At 69.1% G+C, this 23,767-nt stretch carries 28 protein-coding genes; 14 read left to right on the forward strand and 14 right to left on the reverse strand.

The genetic code is table 11. The features are described from left to right. Nucleotides 1-71: 71 nt before the first annotated feature. Nucleotides 72-992 (forward strand): XRE family transcriptional regulator, encoded by a 921-nt coding sequence (locus tag AB0M24_RS17565; protein WP_363767995.1) that lies wholly within the window; start codon nucleotides 72-74, stop codon nucleotides 990-992. Here AB0M24_RS17565 and AB0M24_RS17570 read toward each other — a convergent pair. The 7 genes from AB0M24_RS17570 to AB0M24_RS17600 all read right to left on the reverse strand — a co-directional run bounded on the left by AB0M24_RS17570 (nucleotide 983) and on the right by AB0M24_RS17600 (nucleotide 7,736). Then, on the reverse strand, nucleotides 983-1,624 hold the full coding sequence (locus tag AB0M24_RS17570) for a TIGR03943 family protein (protein ID WP_363767998.1): 642 nt from the start codon (nucleotides 1,622-1,624) through the stop codon (nucleotides 983-985). The genes AB0M24_RS17565 and AB0M24_RS17570 overlap by 10 nt on opposite strands. Continuing rightward, nucleotides 1,621-2,547, reverse strand: a complete 927-nt coding sequence (locus AB0M24_RS17575) for a permease (protein ID WP_363768001.1) — start codon at nucleotides 2,545-2,547, stop codon at nucleotides 1,621-1,623. Before AB0M24_RS17575 ends, AB0M24_RS17570 begins: the two co-directional genes overlap by 4 nt. Before the next feature lie 72 nt (nucleotides 2,548-2,619). After that, nucleotides 2,620-3,942 carry an LLM class flavin-dependent oxidoreductase gene (locus AB0M24_RS17580; RefSeq protein ID WP_363768004.1) on the reverse strand — a complete coding sequence of 441 codons (1,323 nt, stop codon included), beginning with the start codon at nucleotides 3,940-3,942 and terminating at the stop codon, nucleotides 2,620-2,622. 2 nt (nucleotides 3,943-3,944) lie between these two features. Then, nucleotides 3,945-5,102, reverse strand: a complete 1,158-nt coding sequence (locus AB0M24_RS17585) for an ROK family transcriptional regulator (RefSeq protein ID WP_363768007.1) — start codon at nucleotides 5,100-5,102, stop codon at nucleotides 3,945-3,947. Further along, the gene (locus AB0M24_RS17590) at nucleotides 5,099-5,935 is read right to left on the reverse strand and encodes an ABC transporter permease (protein ID WP_363768010.1); all 837 of its coding nucleotides are present in this window, start codon (nucleotides 5,933-5,935) and stop codon (nucleotides 5,099-5,101) included. Before AB0M24_RS17590 ends, AB0M24_RS17585 begins: the two co-directional genes overlap by 4 nt. Then, complete coding sequence (locus tag AB0M24_RS17595; RefSeq protein ID WP_363768013.1) at nucleotides 5,932-6,735, reverse strand: ABC transporter ATP-binding protein; 804 nt, start codon at nucleotides 6,733-6,735, stop codon at nucleotides 5,932-5,934. The genes AB0M24_RS17590 and AB0M24_RS17595 overlap by 4 nt, the downstream gene beginning before the upstream one ends. Beyond that, nucleotides 6,732-7,736: an ABC transporter substrate-binding protein gene (locus AB0M24_RS17600; protein ID WP_363768016.1), complete on the reverse strand. Its 1,005-nt coding sequence runs from the start codon at nucleotides 7,734-7,736 to the stop codon at nucleotides 6,732-6,734. Before AB0M24_RS17600 ends, AB0M24_RS17595 begins: the two co-directional genes overlap by 4 nt. Nucleotides 7,737-7,954: 218 nt before the next feature. On the opposite strand from AB0M24_RS17600, the gene AB0M24_RS17605 reads away from it, so the two are divergent. Beyond that, nucleotides 7,955-8,872, forward strand: a complete 918-nt coding sequence (locus AB0M24_RS17605; protein ID WP_363768019.1) for a TauD/TfdA family dioxygenase — start codon at nucleotides 7,955-7,957, stop codon at nucleotides 8,870-8,872. Between the two features lie 47 nt (nucleotides 8,873-8,919). Here the strand turns inward: AB0M24_RS17605 and AB0M24_RS17610 are convergent, their stop codons facing one another. The 3 genes from AB0M24_RS17610 to AB0M24_RS17620 form a co-directional block, all read right to left on the reverse strand. Further along, a complete protein-coding gene (locus AB0M24_RS17610) occupies nucleotides 8,920-9,666 on the reverse strand; it encodes an SDR family oxidoreductase (RefSeq protein WP_363768022.1) in 747 nt (248 codons plus the stop codon). Nucleotides 9,667-9,746: 80 nt separating this feature from the next. Then, entirely contained in the window at nucleotides 9,747-10,610 is an 864-nt protein-coding gene (locus tag AB0M24_RS17615; protein ID WP_363768025.1) for an RNA polymerase sigma-70 factor, read from the reverse strand. Nucleotides 10,611-10,666: 56 nt separating this feature from the next. Next, nucleotides 10,667-11,398, reverse strand: coding sequence for an SDR family oxidoreductase (locus AB0M24_RS17620; RefSeq protein ID WP_363768028.1), 732 nt, complete (start codon nucleotides 11,396-11,398; stop codon nucleotides 10,667-10,669). 28 nt (nucleotides 11,399-11,426) lie between these two features. Here AB0M24_RS17620 and AB0M24_RS17625 point away from each other — a divergent pair, with 28 nt between their 5' ends. After that, entirely contained in the window at nucleotides 11,427-11,933 is a 507-nt protein-coding gene (locus AB0M24_RS17625; RefSeq protein ID WP_363768030.1) for a DinB family protein, read from the forward strand. 18 nt (nucleotides 11,934-11,951) lie between these two features. Here AB0M24_RS17625 and AB0M24_RS17630 read toward each other — a convergent pair whose 3' ends face one another. From AB0M24_RS17630 to AB0M24_RS17640, 3 genes are read right to left on the reverse strand one after another with little or no spacing between them, the layout of a single operon-like run. Beyond that, on the reverse strand, nucleotides 11,952-12,371 hold the full coding sequence (locus tag AB0M24_RS17630) for an XRE family transcriptional regulator (RefSeq protein WP_363768033.1): 420 nt from the start codon (nucleotides 12,369-12,371) through the stop codon (nucleotides 11,952-11,954). A gap of 9 nt (nucleotides 12,372-12,380) precedes the next feature. Continuing rightward, nucleotides 12,381-13,691: an FAD-dependent oxidoreductase gene (locus AB0M24_RS17635; RefSeq protein ID WP_363768036.1), complete on the reverse strand. Its 1,311-nt coding sequence runs from the start codon at nucleotides 13,689-13,691 to the stop codon at nucleotides 12,381-12,383. Nucleotides 13,692-13,707: 16 nt separating this feature from the next. After that, nucleotides 13,708-14,505 (reverse strand): IclR family transcriptional regulator C-terminal domain-containing protein, encoded by a 798-nt coding sequence (locus AB0M24_RS17640; protein ID WP_363768039.1) that lies wholly within the window; start codon nucleotides 14,503-14,505, stop codon nucleotides 13,708-13,710. 100 nt (nucleotides 14,506-14,605) lie between these two features. On the opposite strand from AB0M24_RS17640, the gene AB0M24_RS17645 reads away from it, so the two are divergent. Genes AB0M24_RS17645 through AB0M24_RS17695 form a run of 11 tightly spaced genes read left to right on the forward strand, consistent with a single transcriptional unit; the run spans nucleotide 14,606 to nucleotide 23,387 of the window. Further along, a complete protein-coding gene (locus tag AB0M24_RS17645) occupies nucleotides 14,606-15,166 on the forward strand; it encodes a flavin reductase family protein (RefSeq protein WP_363768042.1) in 561 nt (186 codons plus the stop codon). A gap of 2 nt (nucleotides 15,167-15,168) precedes the next feature. Then, complete coding sequence (locus tag AB0M24_RS17650; protein ID WP_363768045.1) at nucleotides 15,169-16,713, forward strand: 4-hydroxyphenylacetate 3-hydroxylase N-terminal domain-containing protein; 1,545 nt, start codon at nucleotides 15,169-15,171, stop codon at nucleotides 16,711-16,713. Between the two features lie 7 nt (nucleotides 16,714-16,720). Continuing rightward, entirely contained in the window at nucleotides 16,721-17,548 is an 828-nt protein-coding gene (gene catA, locus AB0M24_RS17655; protein WP_363768048.1) for a catechol 1,2-dioxygenase, read from the forward strand. Further along, nucleotides 17,545-18,663, forward strand: coding sequence for a muconate/chloromuconate family cycloisomerase (locus tag AB0M24_RS17660; RefSeq protein ID WP_363768051.1), 1,119 nt, complete (start codon nucleotides 17,545-17,547; stop codon nucleotides 18,661-18,663). Before catA ends, AB0M24_RS17660 begins: the two co-directional genes overlap by 4 nt. A gap of 4 nt (nucleotides 18,664-18,667) precedes the next feature. Next, the gene (gene catC / locus AB0M24_RS17665; RefSeq protein ID WP_363768054.1) at nucleotides 18,668-18,955 is read left to right on the forward strand and encodes a muconolactone Delta-isomerase; all 288 of its coding nucleotides are present in this window, start codon (nucleotides 18,668-18,670) and stop codon (nucleotides 18,953-18,955) included. A gap of 41 nt (nucleotides 18,956-18,996) precedes the next feature. Then, entirely contained in the window at nucleotides 18,997-19,695 is a 699-nt protein-coding gene (locus tag AB0M24_RS17670; protein WP_363768285.1) for an adenylyltransferase/cytidyltransferase family protein, read from the forward strand. Further along, nucleotides 19,692-20,462: a 3-oxoadipate enol-lactonase gene (gene pcaD, locus AB0M24_RS17675; protein ID WP_363768057.1), complete on the forward strand. Its 771-nt coding sequence runs from the start codon at nucleotides 19,692-19,694 to the stop codon at nucleotides 20,460-20,462. Before AB0M24_RS17670 ends, pcaD begins: the two co-directional genes overlap by 4 nt. Further along, complete coding sequence (locus AB0M24_RS17680; RefSeq protein WP_363768060.1) at nucleotides 20,455-21,579, forward strand: acetyl-CoA C-acetyltransferase; 1,125 nt, start codon at nucleotides 20,455-20,457, stop codon at nucleotides 21,577-21,579. Before pcaD ends, AB0M24_RS17680 begins: the two co-directional genes overlap by 8 nt. After that, complete coding sequence (locus tag AB0M24_RS17685) at nucleotides 21,576-22,334, forward strand: CoA transferase subunit A (protein ID WP_363768063.1); 759 nt, start codon at nucleotides 21,576-21,578, stop codon at nucleotides 22,332-22,334. The genes AB0M24_RS17680 and AB0M24_RS17685 overlap by 4 nt, the downstream gene beginning before the upstream one ends. Further along, entirely contained in the window at nucleotides 22,321-22,947 is a 627-nt protein-coding gene (locus AB0M24_RS17690) for a CoA transferase subunit B (RefSeq protein WP_363768066.1), read from the forward strand. The genes AB0M24_RS17685 and AB0M24_RS17690 overlap by 14 nt, the downstream gene beginning before the upstream one ends. Before the next feature lie 26 nt (nucleotides 22,948-22,973). Beyond that, nucleotides 22,974-23,387 (forward strand): hypothetical protein, encoded by a 414-nt coding sequence (locus tag AB0M24_RS17695; RefSeq protein WP_363768069.1) that lies wholly within the window; start codon nucleotides 22,974-22,976, stop codon nucleotides 23,385-23,387. Here AB0M24_RS17695 and AB0M24_RS17700 read toward each other — a convergent pair. Beyond that, complete coding sequence (locus AB0M24_RS17700) at nucleotides 23,384-23,758, reverse strand: VOC family protein (RefSeq protein ID WP_363768072.1); 375 nt, start codon at nucleotides 23,756-23,758, stop codon at nucleotides 23,384-23,386. The genes AB0M24_RS17695 and AB0M24_RS17700 overlap by 4 nt on opposite strands. Nucleotides 23,759-23,767: the final 9 nt, after the last annotated feature.

Consider the following 23,767-nt stretch of genomic DNA (forward strand, 5'->3'; position numbering starts at 1 on the left):
ACTCTGAACGCGATCACAGCGGTATTCTCTGCGCGTACGATTTGGCGCGCCGCCCGAGAAGGGAGCCGCTTGTGACTGCCGACGCGACCGTCCGAGCGGGCGCCGAGTTCGGCGCCGCGCTGCGCTGCGCGATCGAACGCAGCGGCCTCAGCCTCAACGAGATCAGCCAGCGACTGCGCGAGCAGGACACGCCGGTCAGCGTGAGCGCGCTCAGCTACTGGCAGAACGGCGAGAACCGGCCGGAGCGAGCGAGCTCACTGGCCGCGGTGGCGGCACTCGAGGCCATCCTGGGCCAGGCACCGTCGACGTTGACCGCGCTGCTCGGCCCGCGCAGACCTCGTGGCCGCTGGACTCATCGGGCAGGCCTCGCACTGACGTACGACCAGATCTGGCAGCGGCCCGACAGCGTCGCCAAGGCGCTCGCGAAGATCGACGCGACGCCGGACGACCTGGACACGCCGCACCGGCTCTCGCAGCACATCTCGTACCGGGTGAACGCGCAGGGCTTCGAGGAGTCCATGCGGGTGCGCCGGATCGTCCGCGCCGACCACGACGACACCACGCGGTTCGTGTTCGTGACGCGGTGCATCACGCTGCCGCAACCGCCGGTCGTCACCTACACGGAAGGCTGCCGGGTCAGCCGGTTCCGCGCGGACGTGCCGAGCTCGACGTGCGTGTTCGAGTTCGTGCTCGACCGGCCGTTGCAGGCGGGCGAGCTGGGTGCCGTCGAGTTCGCGTTGCGCTTCCCGCCCGGCCAGGCCTCCCGCTACGCGCAGATCGCGATCTACCGGCCGGCCAGGGAGATGGTGCTGCACATCGCGTTCGACCCGGCGATGCTGCCGTCGAGCTGCTTCGGCTTCTTCCAGCCGCGCAGCGCGCTGCCCCGCGAACACCAGCCGCCGGTCACGTTCGACGAGGAGACGACGACCTACCAGTTCATCACCCTGGACCCGATGCCCGGGCAGTACGGCATCAAGTGGAGCTACTCGTAGGGCCGTTCCGGCTGCCGCGTCTCGGCCATGCTCTCTACGTCGATGTACGGGATCTTCTCGCCGTTCACGCCGTCTGTCACGGATTCCTCCACATAGGACCCCGTCACCTCGACCCACGTGTCGTCCGGGAGGTCTTCCGCGTTCCTCATCGCGATCTTCACGGGACGGCCGTCCGCGGCGCAGCAGGTGAGGATCATCCGCACCAGCAGCCGCCGGCCGTTCTCGGTGCTGGTGAAGCCGAGCAGCTTCACCCGGCGGTTCCGGAGGGTGCGGCCGTCGTCGAACACCGCCCTGCTCGCGTAGTCGAAGACCTTGACCTCCACCGGATCGCCGTCCGGCAGTGGCGGGTACTCGTCGGACTGCCTGGTCGCCGTGCCCGCGTTGTTCGCGGCGTAGCTGCCGAGCGACGGAGGCGAGATCATCAGCAGCGCGAGCGAGGGCACGACGAGCAGCCAGGCGACCCGCGGCTGGTGCCCCTTCGCCGTGGCGAACAGCACGACGAGCACGACGCTGAGCGCCAGCAACGGCCACAGCCCTGCCTTGACGTAGCTGACGTACTGGCCCGTCAGCCAGACCCGTGCGGTGGCCCCGGCCAGCAACAGCAGAACCACGACCGCGGCCGCCCGGTTCACAGCACCGCGCCGATCGCGACGGCCGACGCGGTCGCGACGACGAACGTGGCCGGGGCGAACCGAATCGCGAACCGCCGCCCGAACATCCCGGTCTGCATCGCGAACAGCTTCATGTCGACCATCGGCCCCACGACCAGGAAAGCGAGCTTCGCCGTCGTCGAGAACTGCGTGAAACTGGCCGCCACGAACGCATCCGCCTCGGAACAGATCGACAACAACACGGCCAGCCCTGCCATCGCGAGCACCGCGAGCCACGGCTCGTCCGCGACGACCTGCAGCCATCTCCCCGGCACCAGCACGTTCAGCGTCGCCGCCACCATCGCCCCCACGACGAGAAACCCGCCCGCGTGCAGGAAGTCGTGCCGAGCCCGGCTCAGGAACCCGTGCTCGTGCCCGTGCTCGGGCATCCTGATCCAGTCGCTTCTCCCCCGGCGCAACCACAACCAGCCCATGACGGTGGCCGCGAGCAGACTCGCCGCGGCGCGGCCAAGGACCATCCCGGGTTGCCCGGGAAACGCCACCGCCGTCGCCACCAGCACGACCGGGTTCACCGCGGGAGCCGCCAGCAGGAACGTCAACGCCACCGAAGGCGCGATCCCCTTGCGCAGCAACGCTCCCGCCACCGGCACCGACCCGCACTCACAGCCGGGCAGCACCACACCGGCGACAGCCGCGGCGGGCACAGCGAGCACGGGCCGGCGCGGCAGCACCCTCACCAGGAGGTCGCGTGACACGAACACCGCGATGGCGGCGGACAGCACGACACCCAGGGTGAGGAAGGGCAAGGCCTGCAGCACGATCGAGACGAACACCGCCGCCCACGTCTGGACGATCGGTGCCCGGAAGATCTCCGCGCCGCGCAGCAGCACACCCAGGACGAGGACCGCGGCCAGCACCTCCACCGACCCGATCCGCTTTCCCATGCCGGGGACGGTAGAGGGTTTCGGGGGTGCGGGCCGCAATCCTCGTCGCGGCACTGGACAATGTCTGGACGGTCAGGGTGTGTGGTACCGGCCCACAGGCCGTGCCAGCCCGTAGTGATCGCGCAACGTGCGCCCGGTGTACTCGGTCCGGAACAGCCCGCGTGCCCGCAGCAACGGCACCACCTGGTCGACGAACTCCTCCAGCCCGGACGGCAGCAGCGGCGCCATCACGTTGAACCCGTCCGCCGCCCCGGTGCGGAACCACAGCTCGACGTGGTCGGCGATCTGTTCCGGCGTACCGGCGATCACCTGGTGCCCGCGTCCGCCGCCCAGCCTGCCGAGCAGCTGGCGCAGCGTCAGCCTTTCCCGCACCGCGAGGTCGCGCACGAGCTCGAACCGGCTCTTGGCGCCGTTGATCTTCGTCACCGGCGGCAGCTCCGGCAGCGGCTCGTCCAGCGGGTGGTTCGTCAGGTCCACCCCGATCAGCTCGGTCAGCTGCCGCACCGCCCGCTCCGGGATGATCAGCGACGTCAGCTCGTCGGCGAGCCGCGATGCCTCTTCTTCGGTGCCGCCGAGCACGGGGACGATGCCGGGCAACACCTTCAGGCCGTCGGCGGGGCGCCCGAACTCGACCACCCGTCGCTTGAGGTCGGTGTAGAACGCGACGGCTTCCTCGTGCGTCTGCTGCGCGGTGAAGACGGCCTCGGCCCAGCGTGCCGCGAACGCCTTGCCGTCCTCGCTCGACCCGGCCTGCACGAGCAGCGGATGTCCCTGCGGGCTGCGCACGGCGTTCAACGGCCCGCGCACGGAGAAAAACCGTCCTTTGTGGCCGATCTCGTGCACCTTGGTCTCGTCGGCGAACACCCCGGACTCCTGGTCGACGACCAGCGCGTCGTCCTCCCACGAGTCCCACAGCGCGGTCGCGACGTCGAGGAACTCGTCCGCGCGCTCGTACCGTGCGGAGTGTTCGAGGTTGGCGTCGCGGTTGAAGTTCTGCGCGGACCGGTCCTGCGCGGTGGTCACGATGTTCCACCCGGCCCGCCCGCCGCTGATGTGGTCGAGCGAGGAGAACAGCCGCGCCAGGTTGTAAGGCTCCGAGAAACCGGTCGACGCGGTCGCGATCAGTCCGATGTGGTCGGTCACCTGGGACAGCGCGGTGAGCAGGGTGAGAGGTTCGAACCGGCCGGCCGCGGTGTGCCGGACGTCGCCCCAGATCTGCACGCCGTCGGCCAGGAAGACCGAGTCGAACGTGCCGCGTTCGGCGATCTGGGCCAGGTTCTGGAAGTGCGCGACGTCGTCGAGCGCCTTCGGGTCGGTGCGCGGATGCCGCCAGGCCGCCTCGTGGTGGCCGACACCCATCAGGAACGCGTTGAGGTGCAGCTGACGTTCGGTCACTTTCAGACTCCTGCCAACGAGAATTGAAGGGGATCGGCGTACAGGGCGCCGAGCTGGACGGCACCGGCGGCCACTCCGAGCACGTCCACGCCGAAGCTGCTCGGCAGCACGAGTTCGGGCGAGGTGCAGAGACCCGAGGCCGCGGCCACCTCGGTACGCAGCGCGTCGACGCACTCGGGCAGCCAGTTCGTGCCGATCTCGGTCACGACGAGCACGTCGGGGTTGAGGAAGTCGAACAGCACGGCCACGGCGCGGCCGATGATCCGGGCACGTTCCACCAACACCTCGACGGCCTTCCGGTCGCCTGCGCGCGCGAGATCGGCGAGGTCCGTCATGGACGGACGCGGAACCACACCACGTTGCCAGGCGCGGTGTGCCCACGCCTGGTCGGACACGGTGGCCTGCAAGCAACCAGAACGTCCGCAGGGGCAACCGATCGCGGGATCACCGAGCGCCAGGTGCGCCACGTCGCCCGCCGCCGACCGCGCGCCACGATGAGTGGTGCCGCCGGTGACGATCGCCGCGTCGACCACGTTGCCGACGAACAGGTGCAGCATCGACTCGCGATGCCCCGCGCGGCCGAAGAGCTGCTCGGCCTGGGCCAGTGCGCGGGCGTGGCTGTCGACCAGCACGGGCAGTCCGGTGCGCGCGGTCAGCAGGTCCCGCACCCGCACGTCCCGCCACCCGAGCGAGGCGTGCTGCACCAGCACGCCCTGTTCGGTGTCGACCCAGCCGCCGGCCGCGACACCGAGCCCGATCGGCAGCAGACCCGGCAGCTCCGTCGCGTGCAGCTGCAGCAACCGGTCGGCCGCCGCGGTCAGCACGTCCACCGGTGAGGCCGGGTCGGCGTGCGGAACCACCTCGCGCGCCAGCACCCGGCCGCGCAGGTCGAGCAGCGCCAGCGTGCAGTACTCGTGCGCGACGTGCAGCGCCGCCACGACGTGCCGCCCGGTGTCGACGTCCACCGGCACGTGCGGCCGCCCGATCCCCTGGTACGGCACCGCTTCCGACGCCTCGACCAGCAGCCCGGCGTCGGCGAGCGCCGCACAGGTGCGAGTCACGGCGGCGGGGCTCAGCCCCGTCTCACGGGCGATCGTGCTGCGGGCGATCGGACCGTGCCGCAGCAACGCCCGCAATGCGAGTCCGGCCGGGGTGGTCATCCCGGCACGCGCCACGACGTGAAGCGGCGTTCCAGGCCGATCAGCACCTGGTTGAACAGCACGCCGATGGCGGAGATCGTGATGATCCCGGCGTACATCTGCGGGATCGCGAAGTTGAACTGCGAGGCGTTGATCAGGTAGCCCAGACCTGCCTTCGCACCGACCATCTCCGCCGCCACCAGCACCAGGATCGACACCGCTCCGGCCAGCCGGATGCCGGTGAACACGGTCGGCACCGCCGCGGGCAGGATCACCTTCTGGAACAGCCGGAAGCCGCTGAGGTTCATCGACTTCGCGAGCCGCAGCAACGTCGGGTCGACCCCGCCGACCGCGCTGATCGTGTTGAGCAGGATCGGCCAGGCGCACGCGTAGAACACGATCGCGATCTTCGACGTCTCGCCGATGCCCAGCAGCAGCACGAACACCGGCAGCAACGCGAGCGCGGCGGTGTTGCGGAAGACCTCCAGCAGCGGGTTGAGCAGCGTGGCGACCGGTTTGTACCAGCCGATCAGCAGCCCGAGCGGTACCGAGGCCGCTACGGCGAGACCGAACCCGGCGAGCGACCGGGCCAGCGACGCCTGCGTGTTCTCCAGGAGCTGGCCGCTCACCAGGAGCTCCCACCACGCGCCGAGCACGGTGGAGAACGACGGGAGGAACGTGGCGTCGACGAGGCCCAGCCTGGGCGCCACCTCCCACACCACCAGCAGTGCGACGATCGCCGCGCTGCGACCGGCACCGGTCAGCAGCGCGTCCAGCAGGCGTCTAGTCCGTTGTGGACGGACAGCGACCGGCGTGGTCCTGGTCGCGGGACGGGACTCCAGCAGTGCGGTCATGCCCCCGCCACCTCCTTCTCCTGTTGCTGGGCAAGCGCCACCTCGTCGTGCAGCAGGTCCCAGATGCGATGCCGATAGCGGGCGAACTCCGTGCTGGACCGGGGGTCGTCCGAAGCGGTGCGGTCACCGAGGTCGACCGTGACGATCTCCTTGACCCTGCCCGGCCGTGACGTCAGCACGGCCACGCGCTGACCGAGCAGCACCGCCTCGTCGATGGCGTGCGTGATGAACACGATCGTCTTGCCGGTGCGCTTCCAGATGCGCAGGAGCTCGTCCTGCAACGACTCCCGCGTCTGGGCGTCGAGTGCGGCGAACGGCTCGTCCATGAGCAGCACGGCCGGGTCGTAGGCGAGGCTGCGGGCGATCGCGACGCGCTGCCGCATGCCGCCGGACAGCTGGTGCGGATGCCGGTCCTCGAACCCGGTGAGGCCGACCAGGTTCAGAAACTCGCGCGCTCGTTCAGTCCGTTTCCGGCGCGGCACACCCGTGGCCTCCAGGCCGAACTCGACGTTGCCCTGCGCGGTCCGCCACGGCAACAGCGCGTACTGCTGGAACACGATCCCGCGGTCGAGACCCGGCCCGGTGATCGGCTTTCCGTCCAGCAGGATCTCGCCTTCCGAGGGGCTCGTCAGTCCGCCCAGCAGGTCGAGCAACGTCGACTTGCCGCACCCGCTCGGCCCGACCAGCACGACGAACTCGCCGCGCTCGATGTCGAGGTCGATGCCGTCGACCGCGGTGAAGTCGGTGCCCTTGACCGGAAAGCGCTTGGTGACGCCGCGGAAGCTGATGTGCGCGCTCATTTCGCGAGCTCGTTGTACTCGTTGGTGTACAGGTCGGAGAGCTTGACCTGACCGGCCTTGACCTCACCGCGGTCCGCGAGCCAGTCGACCCACACCTGCAGCTCCTCGTCGAGAATCTTGCCGCCCTTGGCAGCGACTCCGGTCGACTTCCAGAACTTGAGCGCCGACGGGTCCTCGTTGCGGCCGCGTCTGGTGACGATCTCGGTCTTGCGCGCGATCACCTGCTCCCGCGGGGTGGTGCGGCTCCACTCGATCGCCTTGGCGACTCCGGAGACGAACGTCCGGACGGTGTTCGGGTTGTCCCGCAGGAACTTCTCGGTGAACACGTACGTCCCCGCGGTGAACGCGCCGAGCAGGTCGAAGTCGGAGAACAGCTTGCGCACGCCGCCCTTGTCCAGGGCCTTGTCCCGCAGGATGCCGCCGAGCACGCCGACCTCGATCTGCTTCTGCCGCACCGACTGCTCGGTGTTGACCGGCGGCACGACGGTCGCCTCGACCTTCTTGATCTCGTCGGGGCTCAGTCCGTTGCGCTTGAGGTAGATGCCGAGCATGGCTTCGTGGTGGGCGCCGAGCGTGTTCATGCCGACCTTCTTGCCGATGAGGTCGCGCGCTGTCCTGATCGGACTGTCGTCCAGCACGTAGAAACCGCTGTACGCCTGCTCGTCGGAGCCGTAGTAGCCGATCACGGACCTGATCGGCGCTCCGGCGGCCCGCAGCTTCACGACCGCGCCGTTGAAAGCGCCACCGAAGTCGACCTGGCCGGTGGCCGCGGACTGGATGTCCTGCGGGCCGCTGATGGTGTTCCCGACCCACTCGAGCTTCAGGTCACCGAGGTGGCCGAGGTCGGCGGCGAGCTCCGGCAGCGTGACGTCTCCCGCCGCTCCCTGATAGCGCAGAGTTTTTGTCTCCTGCCCCGCTCCGGCCGCCGTCGAACAGCCCACGGTCGACGCGGTGAGACCGAGAAGTGTGAGTCCGAGGAAGTTCCGACGTGTGGTGGTCACGGCCAATTCCTTTGGCTGGGCGGAAAGTTGGCGCAGAGCGTCACATCCGCCGCGAGCAGGGGTCAACGACGTGATCAGCCGTCTCACATCGTGAAGATGTCCTGGACACCGAGGTCTAATTTTCCGAACGGAAATAAGTCGTCCGCAGGGTGGGACGGACATGTTTTCGTTGCGCGCTAACTGGATTTGGCCGCGGTAGGCCGAGGATGGTGAGGAGCATGACCGCTCAACTCACCAGAACGATCACCGTCCACCCGCTGGGAGCGCACATCGGCGCCCGCATCGACGGCGTCCAGCTCTCCGGCGACCTGCCCGAGGACACCGTGGCCGAGATCAGGGCCGCGTTGCTGGCGCACAAGGTCGTGTTCTTCTCCGGGCAGCAGCACCTCGACGACGCCGGGCAGCTCGCGTTCGCCCGCCTGCTCGGCCAGCCGACGCTGGCCCACCCGACCGTGCGCGGCCAGGAGCACGAGCAGGTGCTGGCCATCGACTCCGAGCACGGCAAGGCCAACAGCTGGCACACCGACGTGACGTTCGTCGACCGGGTGCCCGCGATCAGCATCCTGCGCGCGATCGAGCTTCCCCCGTACGGCGGCAGCACGGTGTGGGCCAACACCGTCCAGGCGTACACCGACCTGCCGGACGCGTTGCGGGCGCTGGTCGACCGGCTGTGGGCCGTGCACACCAACCTCTACGACTACGCGGGCCACCGGGACGAGTCGCGGATCGGCGGCATCGACGTCAAGGAGCAGGCGTACCGCGACGAGTTCCAGTCGCACGTCTTCGAGACCGAGCACCCGCTGGTGCGCGTGCACCCGGAGACCGGCGAACGCGCGTTGTTGCTGGGCCACTTCGTGAAGCGGATCGTCGGTGTCTCGTCGAGCGAGTCGCAGGCGATCTTCTCGTTGCTGCAGCAGCGGATCATCAAGCTGGAGAACACCGTGCGGTGGCAGTGGTCCGACGGCGACATCGCGATCTGGGACAACCGCGCCACCCAGCACTACGGCGTCGCCGACTACGACGACCAGCGCCGCCGGCTGCACCGGGTCACGATCGCCGGTGACGTGCCGGTCAGCGTCGACGGCGTCGCCAGCACTCCGGTCACCGGGGACGCGGCACACTTCTCCGCACTGTGAGCTGTACGAGCAGTGGACGGGCTCACCCGAGCCCGTCCACTGTGGATTCAGTTGCCCGCGGCCAGCCAGTCCTTCAGGCTGGTGGCCTGCAGCTGCGCGCCCGCGTTCGGCACGAGCTGGTTGCCGGTCAGGAACGTGCCGAAGTACTGCGCCTTCGGGTCGCCGACGACCTCACGCGAGTCGTTGCGCGCCTGGAGCACCGTGCGGACCCAGCCGTCCAAAGTGAACTCCTCCGGCCCGCCGATCTCCTGCACGCCGTTGATCGGCCCGGTCGCCGCGGTGCGTCCGACGACCGCCGCCACGTCGGAGGCCGCGATCGGCTGCACGCCACCGTGCGGCAGGTGCACCACGTCGTCCACCGTCGCCGAGTTCGCGATGGCACCCGCGAATTCGAAGAACTGGGTCGCGCGGATGATCGAGTACGGCAGGCCGGACTCGGTGATCAGCTTCTCCTGCGCCACCTTCGCGCGCAGGTAGCCGGAGTCGGGCAGCTCGTCCGTGCCGACGATCGACAGCGCGACGTAGTGGCCGACGCCCGCCTCCTTCGCCGCGGCCGTCAGGTTGGTCGTGGCGGCGGTGAAGAAGTTCATCACGTCGTCGTCGGCGAACGACGGTGAGTTGGACACGTCGACGAGCACGTCTGCGCCCTGCAGAACCTCCTTGACGCCTTCACCGGTGACCGTGTTGACGCCGCTGTTGGGGGACGCGGGCACGGCGTCGTGGCCGTGCTCACCCAGCCGCTTCACGACCTGGCTGCCGATCAACCCGGTGCCGCCGATGACAACGATCCTCATGGGTCCGTCCCTCTCCTGAGCCCCGCCCCGTGCGGGTGTTCACGAGCTAAGACAGGACAGCCCCCGCCGTTGTGACAGCCCTACTGAAACGCCCCCAGCTTCTCGGGGTTGACCAGCCACATCAGCTGGTCGACACCCTCCGCGGAGGCCGTCAGGGTGATCACCGCGAACGTGCTGCCGTCCTTGCGCAACCGGATCGCGTCCAGGCCGTTCACCTCGACGTAGCCGGCCTCGGCACCGGCCCAGAACGACGGCGCCCAGCCCGCGATGATCTTCGCGAGCGACGCCGCGCCGAACAGCGGACGTCCGGCCGCCCGGATCGCGCCGTTGCTGTCGGAGTAGCTGACGACGTCCTCGGCGAACAGCTTCTCGAGACCCGCGAGGTCACCGGCCTGCGCGGCCGCCACGAACGCCTCCAGCAGCTTGCGCTGGTCAGCGCGTTGGACGGGAACCTTCCGCTCGTCCGCGAGGTGCTTGCGCGCCCTGCTGACCAGCTGCCGGGTCGCGACCTCGCTGGTCTGCACGATCTCGGCGATCTCGCGGTACGGGTAGTCGAACGCCTCGCGCAGCACGTACGCGGCCCGCTCGGTCGGCGTGAGCTTCTCCAGCAGCATCAGCACCGCGAGCTCCAGCACGGCCCCCTGCTCGGCCCCCACCTGCGGATCGGCTGCCGTGTCGACCGGCTCGGGCAGCCACGGCCCGACGTAGGTCTCCCGGCGGGCGCGCGCGGTCTGCGACTCGTTGATCGCGAGGCGGGTGATCGCCGTCGCCAGGTAGGCCTCGGGGTTGAGCACCGCCGCGCGGTCCGCGTTCTGCCAACGCAGCCAGACCTCCTGCACGAGGTCCTCGGCGTCCGCCACGCTGCCGGTCATGCGGTAGGCGATGCCGAACAGCCTCGGCCGCGCCGACGCGAACGCCGACTCGGCCTGCTCGAGGTTGGTCATAGGGCCACGTTAGCGCTCACAGCCGGTATGGGAGGTGTGGCGCCCGGCACTGGCCCCTAGAGCCCTCCGGACACGTCGACGACCGCACCGGCCACATAGGACGATCGCGGGGAGAGCAGCAGCGCGACGATCGGCGCGACCTCCTCCGGCGAGCCGAACCTGCCGAGCGGGATGCCGCGCCTGTGTGCTTCCTGGGCTTCCCACGCGGCGAAGTCCAGCGGCGATCCCGAGCTCCGGTGCTTGGCGTGCTGGCGTTCGGTGCGGATGGCGCCGAGGTTGACCGTGTTGACCCGGATGCGGGGTGCGAGCGTTCTCGCCAGCATCGCCGCGACCGACCCGGCCGCCGCCCGCGCGGCGCTGACCGCCGCCATGTCCAGGTCCGGCGTCCGCGCGGTCACCCCGTTCATCACCACGACCGCGCCGTCGGTCATGTGCTCGACCGCGGGTTCGACGAGGTTGAGCACGCTCGCCACCTTGACGTCGCACTGGTTTCGCCACACGTCAGGCGCTGTGCCGAGCACTCCCCCAGCGGCACCGGCACCGGCGTTCGCGACCACCCCGTCGAGTCCGCCGAACGCCTCGGCCACCTCCGCGACGAACTCCCGCATCCACCCGCGGTCCCGCACGTCGCCGACCCGTGACAGCACCTCCGGGCCCCACCCCGGATCGCTGCGCGCACAGGTCGCCACGCGCGCACCCTCCGCGAGCAGCTGCGACACGATCGCCCGCCCGATACCGCGACTCCCGCCGGTGACGACGTACCGGCGTCCCGTCAATTGCAGGTCCACGAGATCATCGTGGTGAAAGACTGCCGTCGTGACCACCGAACGCCCCAACCCACCACTGCAGGCGGACGAGCGCGAGACCCTGCGCGTGTTCCTCGACTTCCACCGCGCCACCCTCGCGATGAAGTGCGACGGCCTGTCCGACGACGACCTGCGCCGCCGCTCGATGCCGCCGTCCACGCTCACGCTGCTCGGCCTGGTGCGGCACATGGCGGAGGTCGAGCGCACCTGGTTCCGCAAGGTCATCAACGGCGAGGACATCCCGCTGGTGTGGTCCGACGACAACGACTACCAGGTGGCCTACGACGCCTCGTCGTCGACCAGGTCGGAGGCGTTCGCGGCGTGGCAGAACGAGGTCGAGCACTCGCGCCGGATCGAACGCGAGGCCGAGTCGCTGGACGTGACGGGCTACCAGCCGCGGTGGGGAGAACAGGTGTCGTTGCGGCTCGTCATGAACCATCTGTGCCACGAGTACGCGCGCCACAACGGCCACGCGGACTTCCTGCGCGAGGGCATCGACGGCGTCACCGGAGCGTGACGTCCACAGTGGACCGTGTCACTCGTCCACTGGCGGCAGGCCCTCGATCGTCCGCGCGTGCTGGATCATCCCCAGCACCGCCTTGATGCTCGCTTGCGAAAGCCCGTTCGCCCGCAGCGCCAACGAACGCACATCGCTGTCCCGCAACGCGACCAGCAACTCCAGCTGGTCGTCGATGCCGCTGTTGTCGTCGTCGAGGAAGTACGACGTGGGCACGCCGAAGAACTGCGCGAGCCCTTCGAGGTGACGCTTGGTCGGGTTGTCGCGCAACCCTTTGCGCAGCTGCCAGACGTACGTGTGCGAGATCGAGATGCCCTGCTCGCGGATCTGCCCGGCGACCTCTTCGTACGTGTACTCGCGCTGGCCGCCTGGACGCACCGCCTTGAACAGCCTGTCCAGCCGGTCGGCCAGAGTCGGCTGCTCCCCCTGGGCTGTCACCGGACCAGCCTAGTCACCACGACCCGCCGCAGCCGGTGGCAGGTCGGCCTGCGCGAGCGTGATGCCACGATCGGGCACGACGCCGAAGTGCGTGATCTGCCGGCCGGCGCCGAGCTCGGTCACCCAGTTCGCGGCCGTCCGGATCCGCCCGTACGGCAGATCCATCAGGTGGTAGCCGCGCGTCACGGCCTTCGCGGGCAGCGACGTCAGCGGCACGCCGAGCGGGTTCGCGACCGCCTGCCAGCCGCCGAGGTCGACCACGAAGCCGAGGTCCTTGTGCTTGTACTCGCGCGCGGACCCGAAGCCGAGCGAAGCCGCGATGTTCAGCGCCGCGACCCGGCCCTGGCGTTCGGCGTGCTGCGCGGTCATCGCGGTGATCTCACCCGGCCGCACCAGGTCCGGCACGGCGGCGGCATCACCGGCGGCCCACACGTTCTCGCACACCTTCAGATAGGTGTCGGTGTCGATGCGGCCGTTGGTCGCGGGCTTGTTCAACGTGCTGACCAGCGGATCCGGCCGCACGCCGACGCACCACACGACCGTGCGCGTCTGGATCTCCTCGCCGTCGGAGAGCCGGGCGCAGGTGTCGGTCATCTCCTTCAGACTGGTCTCCAGCCGGACCTCGGCACCACGCTTGAGGAGCACTTTGCGAGTCGGCTCTGACAGCCGGGGGTCGAGGCCGGGCAGCACGCGCGGTGCGATGTCGACGAGGATCCAGCGCGGCTCGACGTCTTTCAGCCGCGGCAGGTGGCGCCACGCGTCCTGGGTCAGCAGCTGCGTCTGCGCGAGCACCTCCGTACCCGTGTAACCCGCGCCCACCACCACGAACGTGCACCGCGCCCGTCGTTCCTCGGGATCGTCGGACTGGTCGGCGAGCTCGAGCTGCCGCAGCACGTGATCGCGCAGGTGGATGGCCTCGGCGACGGTCCGGAAGCCCTTTGCGTGCTCGGCGACACCGGGAATCGACAGCAGCCGGGTCACGCTGCCGGACGCGATCAGCAGCCGGTCGTAGGACAGTTCGTTCGACCGGCCCTCCACGTCCATGACCTGCACGCAGCTCTTCTCCAGCGAGATGCCGGTCGCCGCGCCGAGCACGAGTCTGGTGCGCTTCAAGGTGTTCCGGAGCGGCACCGCGACCCGGCGCGGGTCGAGCACGCCGCCGGAGACCTCGGGCAGCAACGGGATGTAGAGCATGTAGTCGGCGGGGTTGATCGCGACCAGCTCGGCCGCGTCCTCAGGCAGCTTGCGTTCGAGCTTGCGCAGACAGTGGAATCCGGCGAACCCGGTGCCGAGCACCAGGATCCTGGGCCGTGCGGGCATGCGGTCCTCCGGGGTTTTAGTAGAACCCTTCGCGCCGCGCCGAGCTCTTGTGACCCAGATCGGCGCTGATCCGTTCCGCGGCGTCCAGCAGCAACGGAACCACATCACCGCGGATCGCCTCAACCGATGATCGCCCGACGGACGTGGAGGACGCGAGCGCGGCGACCACCTCGCCGGTGCGGTCGCGGACGGGCGCGGACACCGAGAGCAGGCCGATCTCCAGCTCCTCCGCCACGATCGACCACCCGTCCGAGCGAACCTGCCGCAGCACACCGCGGAACGCGTCGACCTCGGTCACCGTGTGCTTCGTCAACGCCGGCAATCCACCGGCGATGATCTCCTCGACGACAACGTCCGGTGCCCACGCCAGCAGGACACGACCCATTGACGTCGCGTAAGCCGGGATCCTGGTACCGATCGACACGTTGATGCTCATGATCCGGCGCACCGGCACGCGGGCGACGTACACGACGTCTCGTCCGTCCAGCGCCGCCAACGACGCCGATTCACCGGTTTTCGCCGAGAGTTCCAGCAGGTGCGGCTGCGCGATCTCGATCATCGCGTGCGACGCCGAGTAGTGCTGCCCGATGCTCAGCACACGAGGGGTCAGCGTCCACCGCGAACCCGTCGCCCGCACGTACCCCAACCGTTGCAGCGTCAGGAGAATCCTGCGCACCGCCGGACGGGACAAACCGGTCGCCGCGGCCAGTTCCGCGAGGCTCGGGCTGACGCGGTCCTCATCGAACGCGAGCAGCACGGCGAACCCGCGTTCGATGCTCTGGATGAAGTCGCGCTCGTCCGGATCGCTCGCCATCGCCACATCCTCCCCGTTGACAGCACGACGAAGCCGGTGCACCCTCATGTAACCGCAAAGCGTACATGTTGTACGCACAGCGTACAAGGAGGAGCGGGAGATGACACTGGATCACCGCACAATCCGCAACGGTTTCGGCAGGTTCGCCACCGGTGTCACGGTCGTGACCTGCCGCAACGACGATGGCGAACCCCACGGCGCCACCGTCAACGCCTTCACCGCCGTCTCCCTCGACCCTCCGCTGTGCCAGGTCACGCTGACCCGCAACTCCAAGGCCTGCGGATTCCTGGAGGACCAGCCCTTCGCCATCAACGTCCTGGCGAAGGACCAGCTCGACACCGCGTGGACGTTCGCGGGCCGGCCGCAAGGGCCCGCTCCTCGCTGGGCCGACGGGCCGACCGCCCCCGTCCTGCTCGGCAACGCCGCGACCATCTCGTGCCTGCCCTGGCGCATCTACGACGGCGGCGACCACCTGATCGTCATCGGGGAGGTCGCACACCTCGACATCAGCGACGCCGACCCGTTGCTGTTCTTCGGTGGTGCGTTCCGCGAGCTCGCGGAACGGGACACCCACTGGAACTTCTCGGTCGACTGCCCCGACGCGGGCTGGTTCGGCTCCTCGTTCACGCCATTGCGAACCGCTTCGACGACGAAGGGTTAGGCATGACCACGCAACAGCAGCAACGCACCACTCGCCCGATGACCGGTGAGGAGTACATCGAGTCCATTCGGGACGGACGCGAGATCTTCCTCGGTGGCGAGAAGATCGACGACGTCACCACGCACCCGGCGTTCCGCAACTCCGTCCGGATGACGGCGCGGCTGTACGACGCGCTGCACGACCCGGACAAGCAGTCCGTGCTCACCGCGCCGACCGACACCGGCAGCAGCGGTTTCACGCACCCGTTCTTCCGCACGCCGCGCAGCAGTGCCGACCTCTACGCCGACCGCGCCGCCATCGCGGAGTGGGCTCGCATGACGTACGGCTGGATGGGCCGCAGCCCCGACTACAAGGCCGCGTTCCTCGGCACGTTGGGCGCCAACGCGAACTTCTACGAGCCGTTCGCGGACAACGCGCGGCGCTGGTACCAGGAGTCGCAGGAGAAGGTCCTGTACTGGAACCACGCGATCATCAACCCACCGGTCGACCGCAACCGCGACCCCGACGAGGTGCGCGACGTGTTCATGCACGTCGAGGAGGAGCGCGACGACGGCCTGATCGTCAGCGGCGCCAAGGTGGTCGCGACCGGTAGCGCCATCACGAACTACAACTTCATCGCGCACTACGGCCTGCCGATCAAGAAGCGCGAGTTCGCACTGGTGTGCACGGTGCCGATGGGCGCGCCGGGCATGAAGCTGATCTGCCGCAACTCCTACGCCGCCAACGTGGACAAGACCACCGGTCCGTTCGACTACCCGCTCTCGTCGCGGTTCGACGAGAACGACACGATCTTCGTGCTGGACCGCGTGAAGATCCCGTGGGAGAACGTCTTCATCTACGGCGACGCGGAGAAGGCCAGCACGTTCTTCCCCGGCTCCGGCTTCCTGCACCGCTTCACGTTCCACGGCGTCACGCGACTGTCGGTCAAGCTCGACTTCCTCGCCGGGCTGCTGCTCAAGGGCGTGGAAGCCACCGGTACCAAGGACTTCCGCGGCATCCAGACCCGCGTCGGCGAGGTCATCGGGTGGCGCAACCTCTTCCACGCGCTGTCCGAGGCGATGTGCGCGAAGCCGGACGCGTGGATCGACGGCGCGGTGTTGCCGCACCTGGACTTCGGGCTCGCCTACCGGTGGTTCATGACGGTCGGCTACCCGCGGATCCGCGAGATCATCATGCAGGACCTGGGATCCGCGCTCATCTACCTGCCGTCGTCCGCGAAGGACTTCGCCTCGCCCGAGGTGCGGCCGTACCTGGACAAGTACGTGCGCGGCTCGAACGGCATGGACGCCGTCGAGCGGGTCAAGCTGATGAAGCTGATCTGGGACTCGATCGGCAGCGAGTTCGGCGGCCGGCACGAGCTGTACGAGCGCAACTACTCCGGCAACCACGAGGGTGTGCGCGCCGAGATGCTGTTCGCCGCGCAGCAGTCCGGTACTGCGGACGCGATGAAGGGCTTCGCGGAGCAGTGCATGGCCGAGTACGACCTCGACGGCTGGAAGGTTCCCGACCTGTTCAACCCCGGCGCTGTCTCCCTGAACGGAAGGTGATCCCGACATGACTGCCGTTCACACCCCCACCGCGGCGGACTCCGGTGCTTCCGCGAGCGCCAACTTCCGTTCCACGACACGGTCATCGCTCGACGTCTCGCCCGAACGAGTGTCCACTGTGGTCACCGCCGTGCTGCAGGGCGTGCACGAGGCGATCCGCGTGCACGACGTCACGTATCCCGAGTTCCAGGCCGCCAAGCAGTGGCTGATGGACCTGGGCGAGGGCGGCGAGTGGCCGTTGTTCCTGGACGTGTTCGTCGAGCACGTCGTCGAGGAAGTCGCCGCGCGCACCCAGGACGGCACCAAGGGCAGCATCCTCGGGCCGTACTACCTGCCGGACCAGCAACGGCTGCCGTCGGTAACCACGCTGCCGGCGAGGCCGGACGAGCAGGGCGACGCGCTGGTGTTCTCCGGCCAGGTCACGGATCTCGACGGGAAACCGCTCTCCGGGGCCGAGCTGGACATCTGGCACGCCGACTCGCAGGGCTACTACTCGGGGTTCGCGCCGGACATCCCCGCAGGCAACCTGCGTGGTGTCGTGGTCACCGACTCCGAGGGCCGGTTCGAGATCACGACTGTGCAGCCCGCGCCCTACCAGATCCCGCACGAGGGCCCGACCGGTCAGATGATCGACGCGGCCGGCTGGCACCCGTGGCGGCCCGCGCACCTGCACCTCATCGTGCGGGCTCCCGGCCACCGGACGATCACCACGCAGCTCTACTTCGCGGGCGGTGAGTACGTCGACAGCGACGTCGCCGAAGCGGTGAAGCCGGAGCTCGTGCTGACCCCGGCGGAGGGGCGTGCCGTGTACCACTTCGTCCTCGAGGCGACATGAACGACCTGCTGATCGACGGCGTGGACACCGTTCTGCTCGACGTCCCGCTCGTCCGGCCGCACCGCTTCGCCCGCACCGGGATGGACGCGCAGCCCGTGCTGCTCGTCCACGTCCGGACCGCGGGCGGGGCGGTCGGCCTCGGCGAGGGTGTCGTGCCGGGCGGGCCGTGGTGGGGCGGTGAGTCGGTCGAGACCATGAAGGTGGTCATTGACCAGTACATCGCCCCGCTGCTGCTGGGCCGTCGAGTCGACGACATCGCGGGCGTGCTCCAGGCCGTCAACGATGTGGTCAACGCCAACCTCTACGCCAAGGCGGCTGTCGAGGTCGCCCTGCACGACGCGTGGGCGCGATCTTTGAACGTTCCGGTGCACACGTTGCTCGGCGGGCTATCGCGCACGTCTGTGCCGGTCACGTGGGCGTTGGGCACCGAACCGGCGCCTGTGGTGATCGAGGAGGCGATGGCCAAGCTCGACGCCGGTCACCGCAGCTTCAAGCTCAAGATGGGCGCGCAGGAGCCGGCCGACGACGTGCGCCGGGTGTGCACGATCGCGGAGAAGCTGCAGGGTGTGGCCGGTGTCCGGGTCGACCTGAACGCGCGCTGGGACCGGCTGACGTCGTTGCGCTACCTGCCCGCGCTGGCCGCCGCCGGGGTGGAGCTGGTCGAGCAACCGGTGCCGGGTGCCGAGGTCGAGTGGCTCGCGGAGATCAACCGGGCGCTGCCGATCCCGGTGATGGCAGACGAGTCGCTGCGCACGCCGTCGGACGCGTTGCGGCTGGCGGGTTTGCGCGCGGCGGACGTGTTCTCGTTGAAGACCACGAAGTCCGGTGGGCTGCGGGCGACCGCGGCCATCGCTTCGATCGCTCACGCGGCGGGTATTCCGTGCCACGGCGGCACCTCGATCGAGAGCCCGGTCGGCACGGCGGCGTCGCTGCACCTCGCCTGCGCGGCTCCGGCCGTGACGTGGGGCAGCGAGCTGTTCGGACCGTTGCTCATGCGCGAGGAGCTGCTGACCACGCCGTTGCGGTACTCCGGCGGCGACCTGCACCTGCCCGACGGACCTGGGCTCGGCATCGAGCTGGACCCGGCGGCCGTCGCGGCCTTCACCAGGAGGTGACGCGTTGCTCTTCCACGTGCGCATGGACGTTTCCCTGCCCCACGACCTCGACGCCTCCCGCCGCGCCGAGCTGATCAGGGCGGAGCGGGAACGGGCCTTGGAACTGCAGAAACTCGGCGTGTGGCCGCACCTGTGGCGGGTCGTCGGGCAGTACAGCAACATCAGCGTCTTCGACGTGCCGTCCAACGACGAGCTGCACGCGTTCCTGTCGTCGCTGCCGCTCTGGGAGTTCATGAAGGTCCAGGTGACGCCGCTGGCGACGCACCCGTCGGACTTGGCGGCCCAGACGTGATCGCCGTGCGGGAGAGAGTGGTCTGGCGGTCGCTGGAGGAGGTGTGCGCTAACTGGCCTGAGTGTGTGGTCACGATCGGGGTGTTCGACGGTGTGCATCGCGGGCACGCTCATCTGATCGCGACCGCGCGGGAAGTCGCTGGGGAACGTCCAGTGGTGCTGGTGACGTTCGACCCGCATCCCGCGCTCGTGCTGGGGCTGCCGCGCGACACGTCGGCGTTGTCGACCGTTGATCGACGGGCTGAGCTGGGGCATTCGCTCGGGGTGGACGCGATTCTGGTGCTGCCGTTCACCCTGCGGTTCGCGTCGTTGTCCCCTGCCGACTTCGTGGCGCAGGTGCTGGTGGACGCGCTGCACGCCTCCGCTGTCGTGGTCGGGGCGAACTTCACGTTCGGGCATCGGGGTGCCGGGACCGTCGAGACGTTGCGGGAGCTGGGGCTCACCGCGTACGGGGTGGATCTGGTCGACGGGTGCTCGTCGACGCGGGTGCGGGAGCTCGTGCGCGGCGGTGACGTCCGGGCGGCCGCTGCCGTGCTCGGCCGTCCGCATCGGGTGGAGGGGATGCTTCGCGATGGCGTTGTGAGCGTTCCACCCGGGACCGCGCTTCCACTGGACGGAAAGTACCTCGGCACGGTGCGCGGCCGCTTGGCAGAGTTGATCGTGGCCGGCGGCGCCGTGCACGTGAGTGGTCAGAACGGTGCCGCGGTGCTGGAGTTCACGGACCGATTGGAGCCTCAGTGATCTTGCACCACGTCGTCGACGGGCCGGAGGACGCGGAGGTTCTCGTGCTCGGTCCGTCGATCGGCACCTCGACCGGACTCTTCGACGCCCAGGTGGCCGCACTCGCCGACCGCTGGCGCATCGTCCGGTTCGACCTGCGCGGCCACGGCGAGTCTCCGGACGCGCCCGGCCCGTACTCGATCGGTGAGCTGGCTTCGGACGTGGTGGAGCTGCTGGATGCGTTGGGGGTGCGGCAGTTCCACTACCTGGGTGTTTCCATCGGTGGAGCGATCGGCCAGTGGCTTGGCATTCACCACGGTTCGCGGCTGCTGACGTTGACCTTGTGCGCCACCGCTGCCCAGTTCCCCGATCCGCCGCAGTGGCCTGCACGTGCGGCGTTGGTGCGCGAGAAGGGCGTCGAGGTGATGGTGCCGTCACGACTCGGCACCTGGTACACGCAGGAGTTCGCGGTGCTCCAGCCCGAGGAGGCCGAGCGGCTGCTGGACATGCTGCGTTCGACGACCGTCGAGGGCTACGCGGGCTGCGCCGAGTCGATCGGCACGTTCGACGTGCGTTCCGAGCTCGGCAAGATCACCGTGCCGACGCTGGTGCTCGCGGGTGCCGACGACCCCGCCACCACGCCGGAGATCGTGCGGGTCATCGCGGACGGCATTCCCGGCGCGCGGTTCGAGGTCGTCGCGGACGCCGCCCACCTGCTCACGGCCGAACGGCCGGAGGTCGTGAACGCGCTGGTCGTGGATCATCTGTCGAGGAGAGTTCATGCGTGACGCCGTCATCTGCGAGCCCATCCGCACGCCGGTGGGCCGCTACAACGGTGCTGTCAAGGAGCGCACCGCCCAGGAGCTCGGGGCGATCGTCGTCCAGGAGCTGATGCGCCGCACCGGGCTCGAACCGTCCTCTGTGGACGACCTGATCCTCGGGCACTGCTACCCCACCATGGACGCTCCGGCAATCGGCCGCATCGTCGCGCTCGACGCCGGTCTCGGTGTGGGTGTGCCGGGTGTGCAGCTCGATCGCCGGTGCGGTTCCGGCTTGCAGGCTGTGATCAACGCCGCGATGGCCGTGCAGACCGGTGCGCAGGACCTGGTGCTCGCGGGTGGTGTGGAGAGCATGTCGAACGCGGGTGCGGAGGCTTTGGCCCGTGGTCGCGTGACCGCCGGTGGCCTCAACTACCCCGTGCCGGGCGGGATGCTGGAGACCGCCGAGAACCTTCGTCGCGAGTACGGGATCTCGCGGTCCGAGCAGGACGAGCTGGCGTTGCGCAGCCACGAACGTGCTGTCGCGGCGCAGGTTTCCGGCCGGTTCGACGACGAGCTGGTGGCCGTCGGCGACTTCGTGGCGGACGAGCACCCGCGGCCGGGGTCGACACTGGAGAAGCTGGCGTCGTTGAAGACCGTCATGGACATCGAGGGCGCGACCGTCACCGCGGGCAACGCCAGCGGGCAGAACGACGGCGCCGCGATCTGCGTCGTCACCTCTCCCGAACGAGCCTCAGAACTGGGCTTGCGGCCGTTGGCGCGCTTGGTTTCCTGGGCTTCGGCGGGCGTCGAGCCGTCCCGGATGGGCATCGGACCGGTGCCGTCGTCCGCGCGGGCGTTGCACAACGCGGGGCTGAAGCTCGACGACATGGACCTGATCGAGCTGAACGAGGCGTTCGCCGCGCAGGTGCTCGCCGTGACGCGCGAGTGGGGTGTCACCGACTTCGACCGGATCAACGTCAACGGCTCCGGCATCGCCCTGGGCCACCCGGTCGGCGCGACGGGCGCGCGGATTCTCGCGACGATGTTGCGGGAGCTGGAGCGGCGGGACGGCAGGTACGCGTTGGAAACCATGTGCATCGGTGGCGGGCAGGGGCTCGCGGCGGTCTTCGAGAGGTTGTCATGAACAAGATCGTGTCCTCCGCGGCGGAGGCGGTGTCCGATGTGGACGACGGCGCCACACTGGCCGTCGGCGGCTTCGGACTGTGCGGTGTGCCGAAGGTGCTGATCAACGCCCTGTACGACAAGGGCGTCGGCTCGCTGGGCATCGTGTCGAACAACTGCGGCGCGATGGACCAGGGCCTCGCGGTGCTGCTGTCCGCGGGCCGGATCGCGCGCGTGACCGGTTCGTACATCGGGCAGAACAAGGAGTTCGCCCGCCAGTACCTCGCCGGCGAGATCGAGGTCGAGCTGATCCCGCAGGGCACGCTCGCCGAACGGCTGCGCGCGGGCGGCACCGGCATTCCCGCCTTCTACACCCCCGCCGGCGTCGGCACGCTGGTCGCGGACGGCGGTCTGCCGTGGCGCTACCACCCGGACGGCTCTGTCGCCGTTGCCTCGCCCGCCAAGGAGGTGCGCGAGTTCGACGGCCGTTCGTACGTGCTGGAAGAGAGCATTCGCACCGACTTCGCGCTGGTGCGAGCTGCTCGCGCGGACCGGTACGGCAACCTGGTGTTCGCGAAGTCGGCCCGCAACTTCAACCCGCTCGCCGCGATGGCGGGCCGGGTCGCGATCGCCGAGGCGGAGGAGATCGTCGACGTGATCGACCCGGACGACGTGCACCTGCCCGGCATCTTCGTGCAACGGGTCGTGGCGCTGTCGCCGTCGGAGGTTTCGGACAAGAGCGTGGAGTTCAGGACGGTGCGCCATGTGGAGTCGTGACGAGATGGCCGCCCGCGCGGCCCAGGAGCTGCGCGACGGCGAGTACGTCAACCTCGGCATCGGCGTGCCGACCCTGATCCCCAACTACCTGCCGCCGGGCGTCGAGGTCGTGCTGGAGTCGGAGAACGGCATCCTCGGTGTCGGCCCGTACCCCTCGGACGACGACGTCGACCCCGACCTGATCAACGCGGGCAAGGAGACCGTCACCGTCCTACCGGGAGCGTCGTTCTTCGACTCCTCGTTGTCGTTCGGCATGATCCGGGGCGGCCACGTCGACGTCGCCGTGCTGGGCGCGATGCAGGTATCGGCGTCCGGCGATCTCGCGAACTGGGCGGTGCCGGGCAAGCTCGTCACCGGCATCGGCGGCGCGATGGATCTCGTGCACGGCGCCCGCCGCGTGATCGTCGTGATGACCCACACGGCCAAGGACGGCAGCCCGAAGCTGGTCTCGGAGTGCACGCTTCCGTTGACCGGCAAGGCGTGCGTTGACCGGGTGATCACCGACCTGGGCGTGTTCGACGTGACTTCCTCCGGCCTGCAGCTCGTGGAGCTGGCGCCGGGCGTCGACTTCGAGAAGGTCCAGGAGAGCACAGCGGCGCCGATTAACCGCTGACTAACCGGCCGGCGCCACCGTGGGGCATGCGCAAAGTCATGTTGATCCTGCCCGCGGTGGCGCTGTCCGTGCTGGCCTCGACCGGTGTCGCCCAGGCAGAGCAGGCACCCGGCTGCGCGGGGACCGTGCAGATCGGCTCCACCGGCTACATCAAGAAGGGCAGCACCGTCATCGCGTCGGTGAAGCAGTTCAAGGGCTGCGGCAAGAACTGGGCCTACACCTACGTGTGGGACTCGTACGCGGCCCAGCCAGGCGGTTACAGCTCCAGCGCCGCCATGGTCGTGAACGGCGACCGCGACTTCAACAGCAACGTCAACGGGCGCAACAAGCAGGACGTCTGGTCCAAGCCCACTGCGACGCTCACCAAGTGCACCAGGGCGTACGGCGAGGTGTGGGGCGACGGCAACGTCTACTGGGGACAGACCGACGAGCGCTGCTAGTAGTTGCTGATCTCGACGAGGTTCCCGTCCGGGTCGCGCACGTAGACGCTGTGAATCGTGCCCAGTGCACCGGTGCGGTCGACCGGGCCTTCGAGGATCGCGATGCCGTGGTTCTCCAGCGTCGCGATCACCTCGTCGAGCGGGTCCTCGGTGATGAAGCACAGGTCTGCGCTGCCGGGAACGGCTTGGCGCGCCTTGGGTTCGAACTCGTGGCCGGCCTCGTGCAGGTTGATCTTGCTTTGGCCGAACACGAGTGCCTTGCGGCCGTCTCCGAACGTGACTTCCTCCATGCCGAGCACGCTGTAGAAGTCGATGGTTCCGGCCAGGTCGGCGACGGTGAGCACGAGATGGTCGAGCCGGTCGATGCGCATTTCCCTAGT

Origin of the sequence: Lentzea sp. NPDC051838 (assembly GCF_040681245.1) — a bacterium.
GTDB lineage: Bacteria > Actinomycetota > Actinomycetes > Mycobacteriales > Pseudonocardiaceae > Lentzea.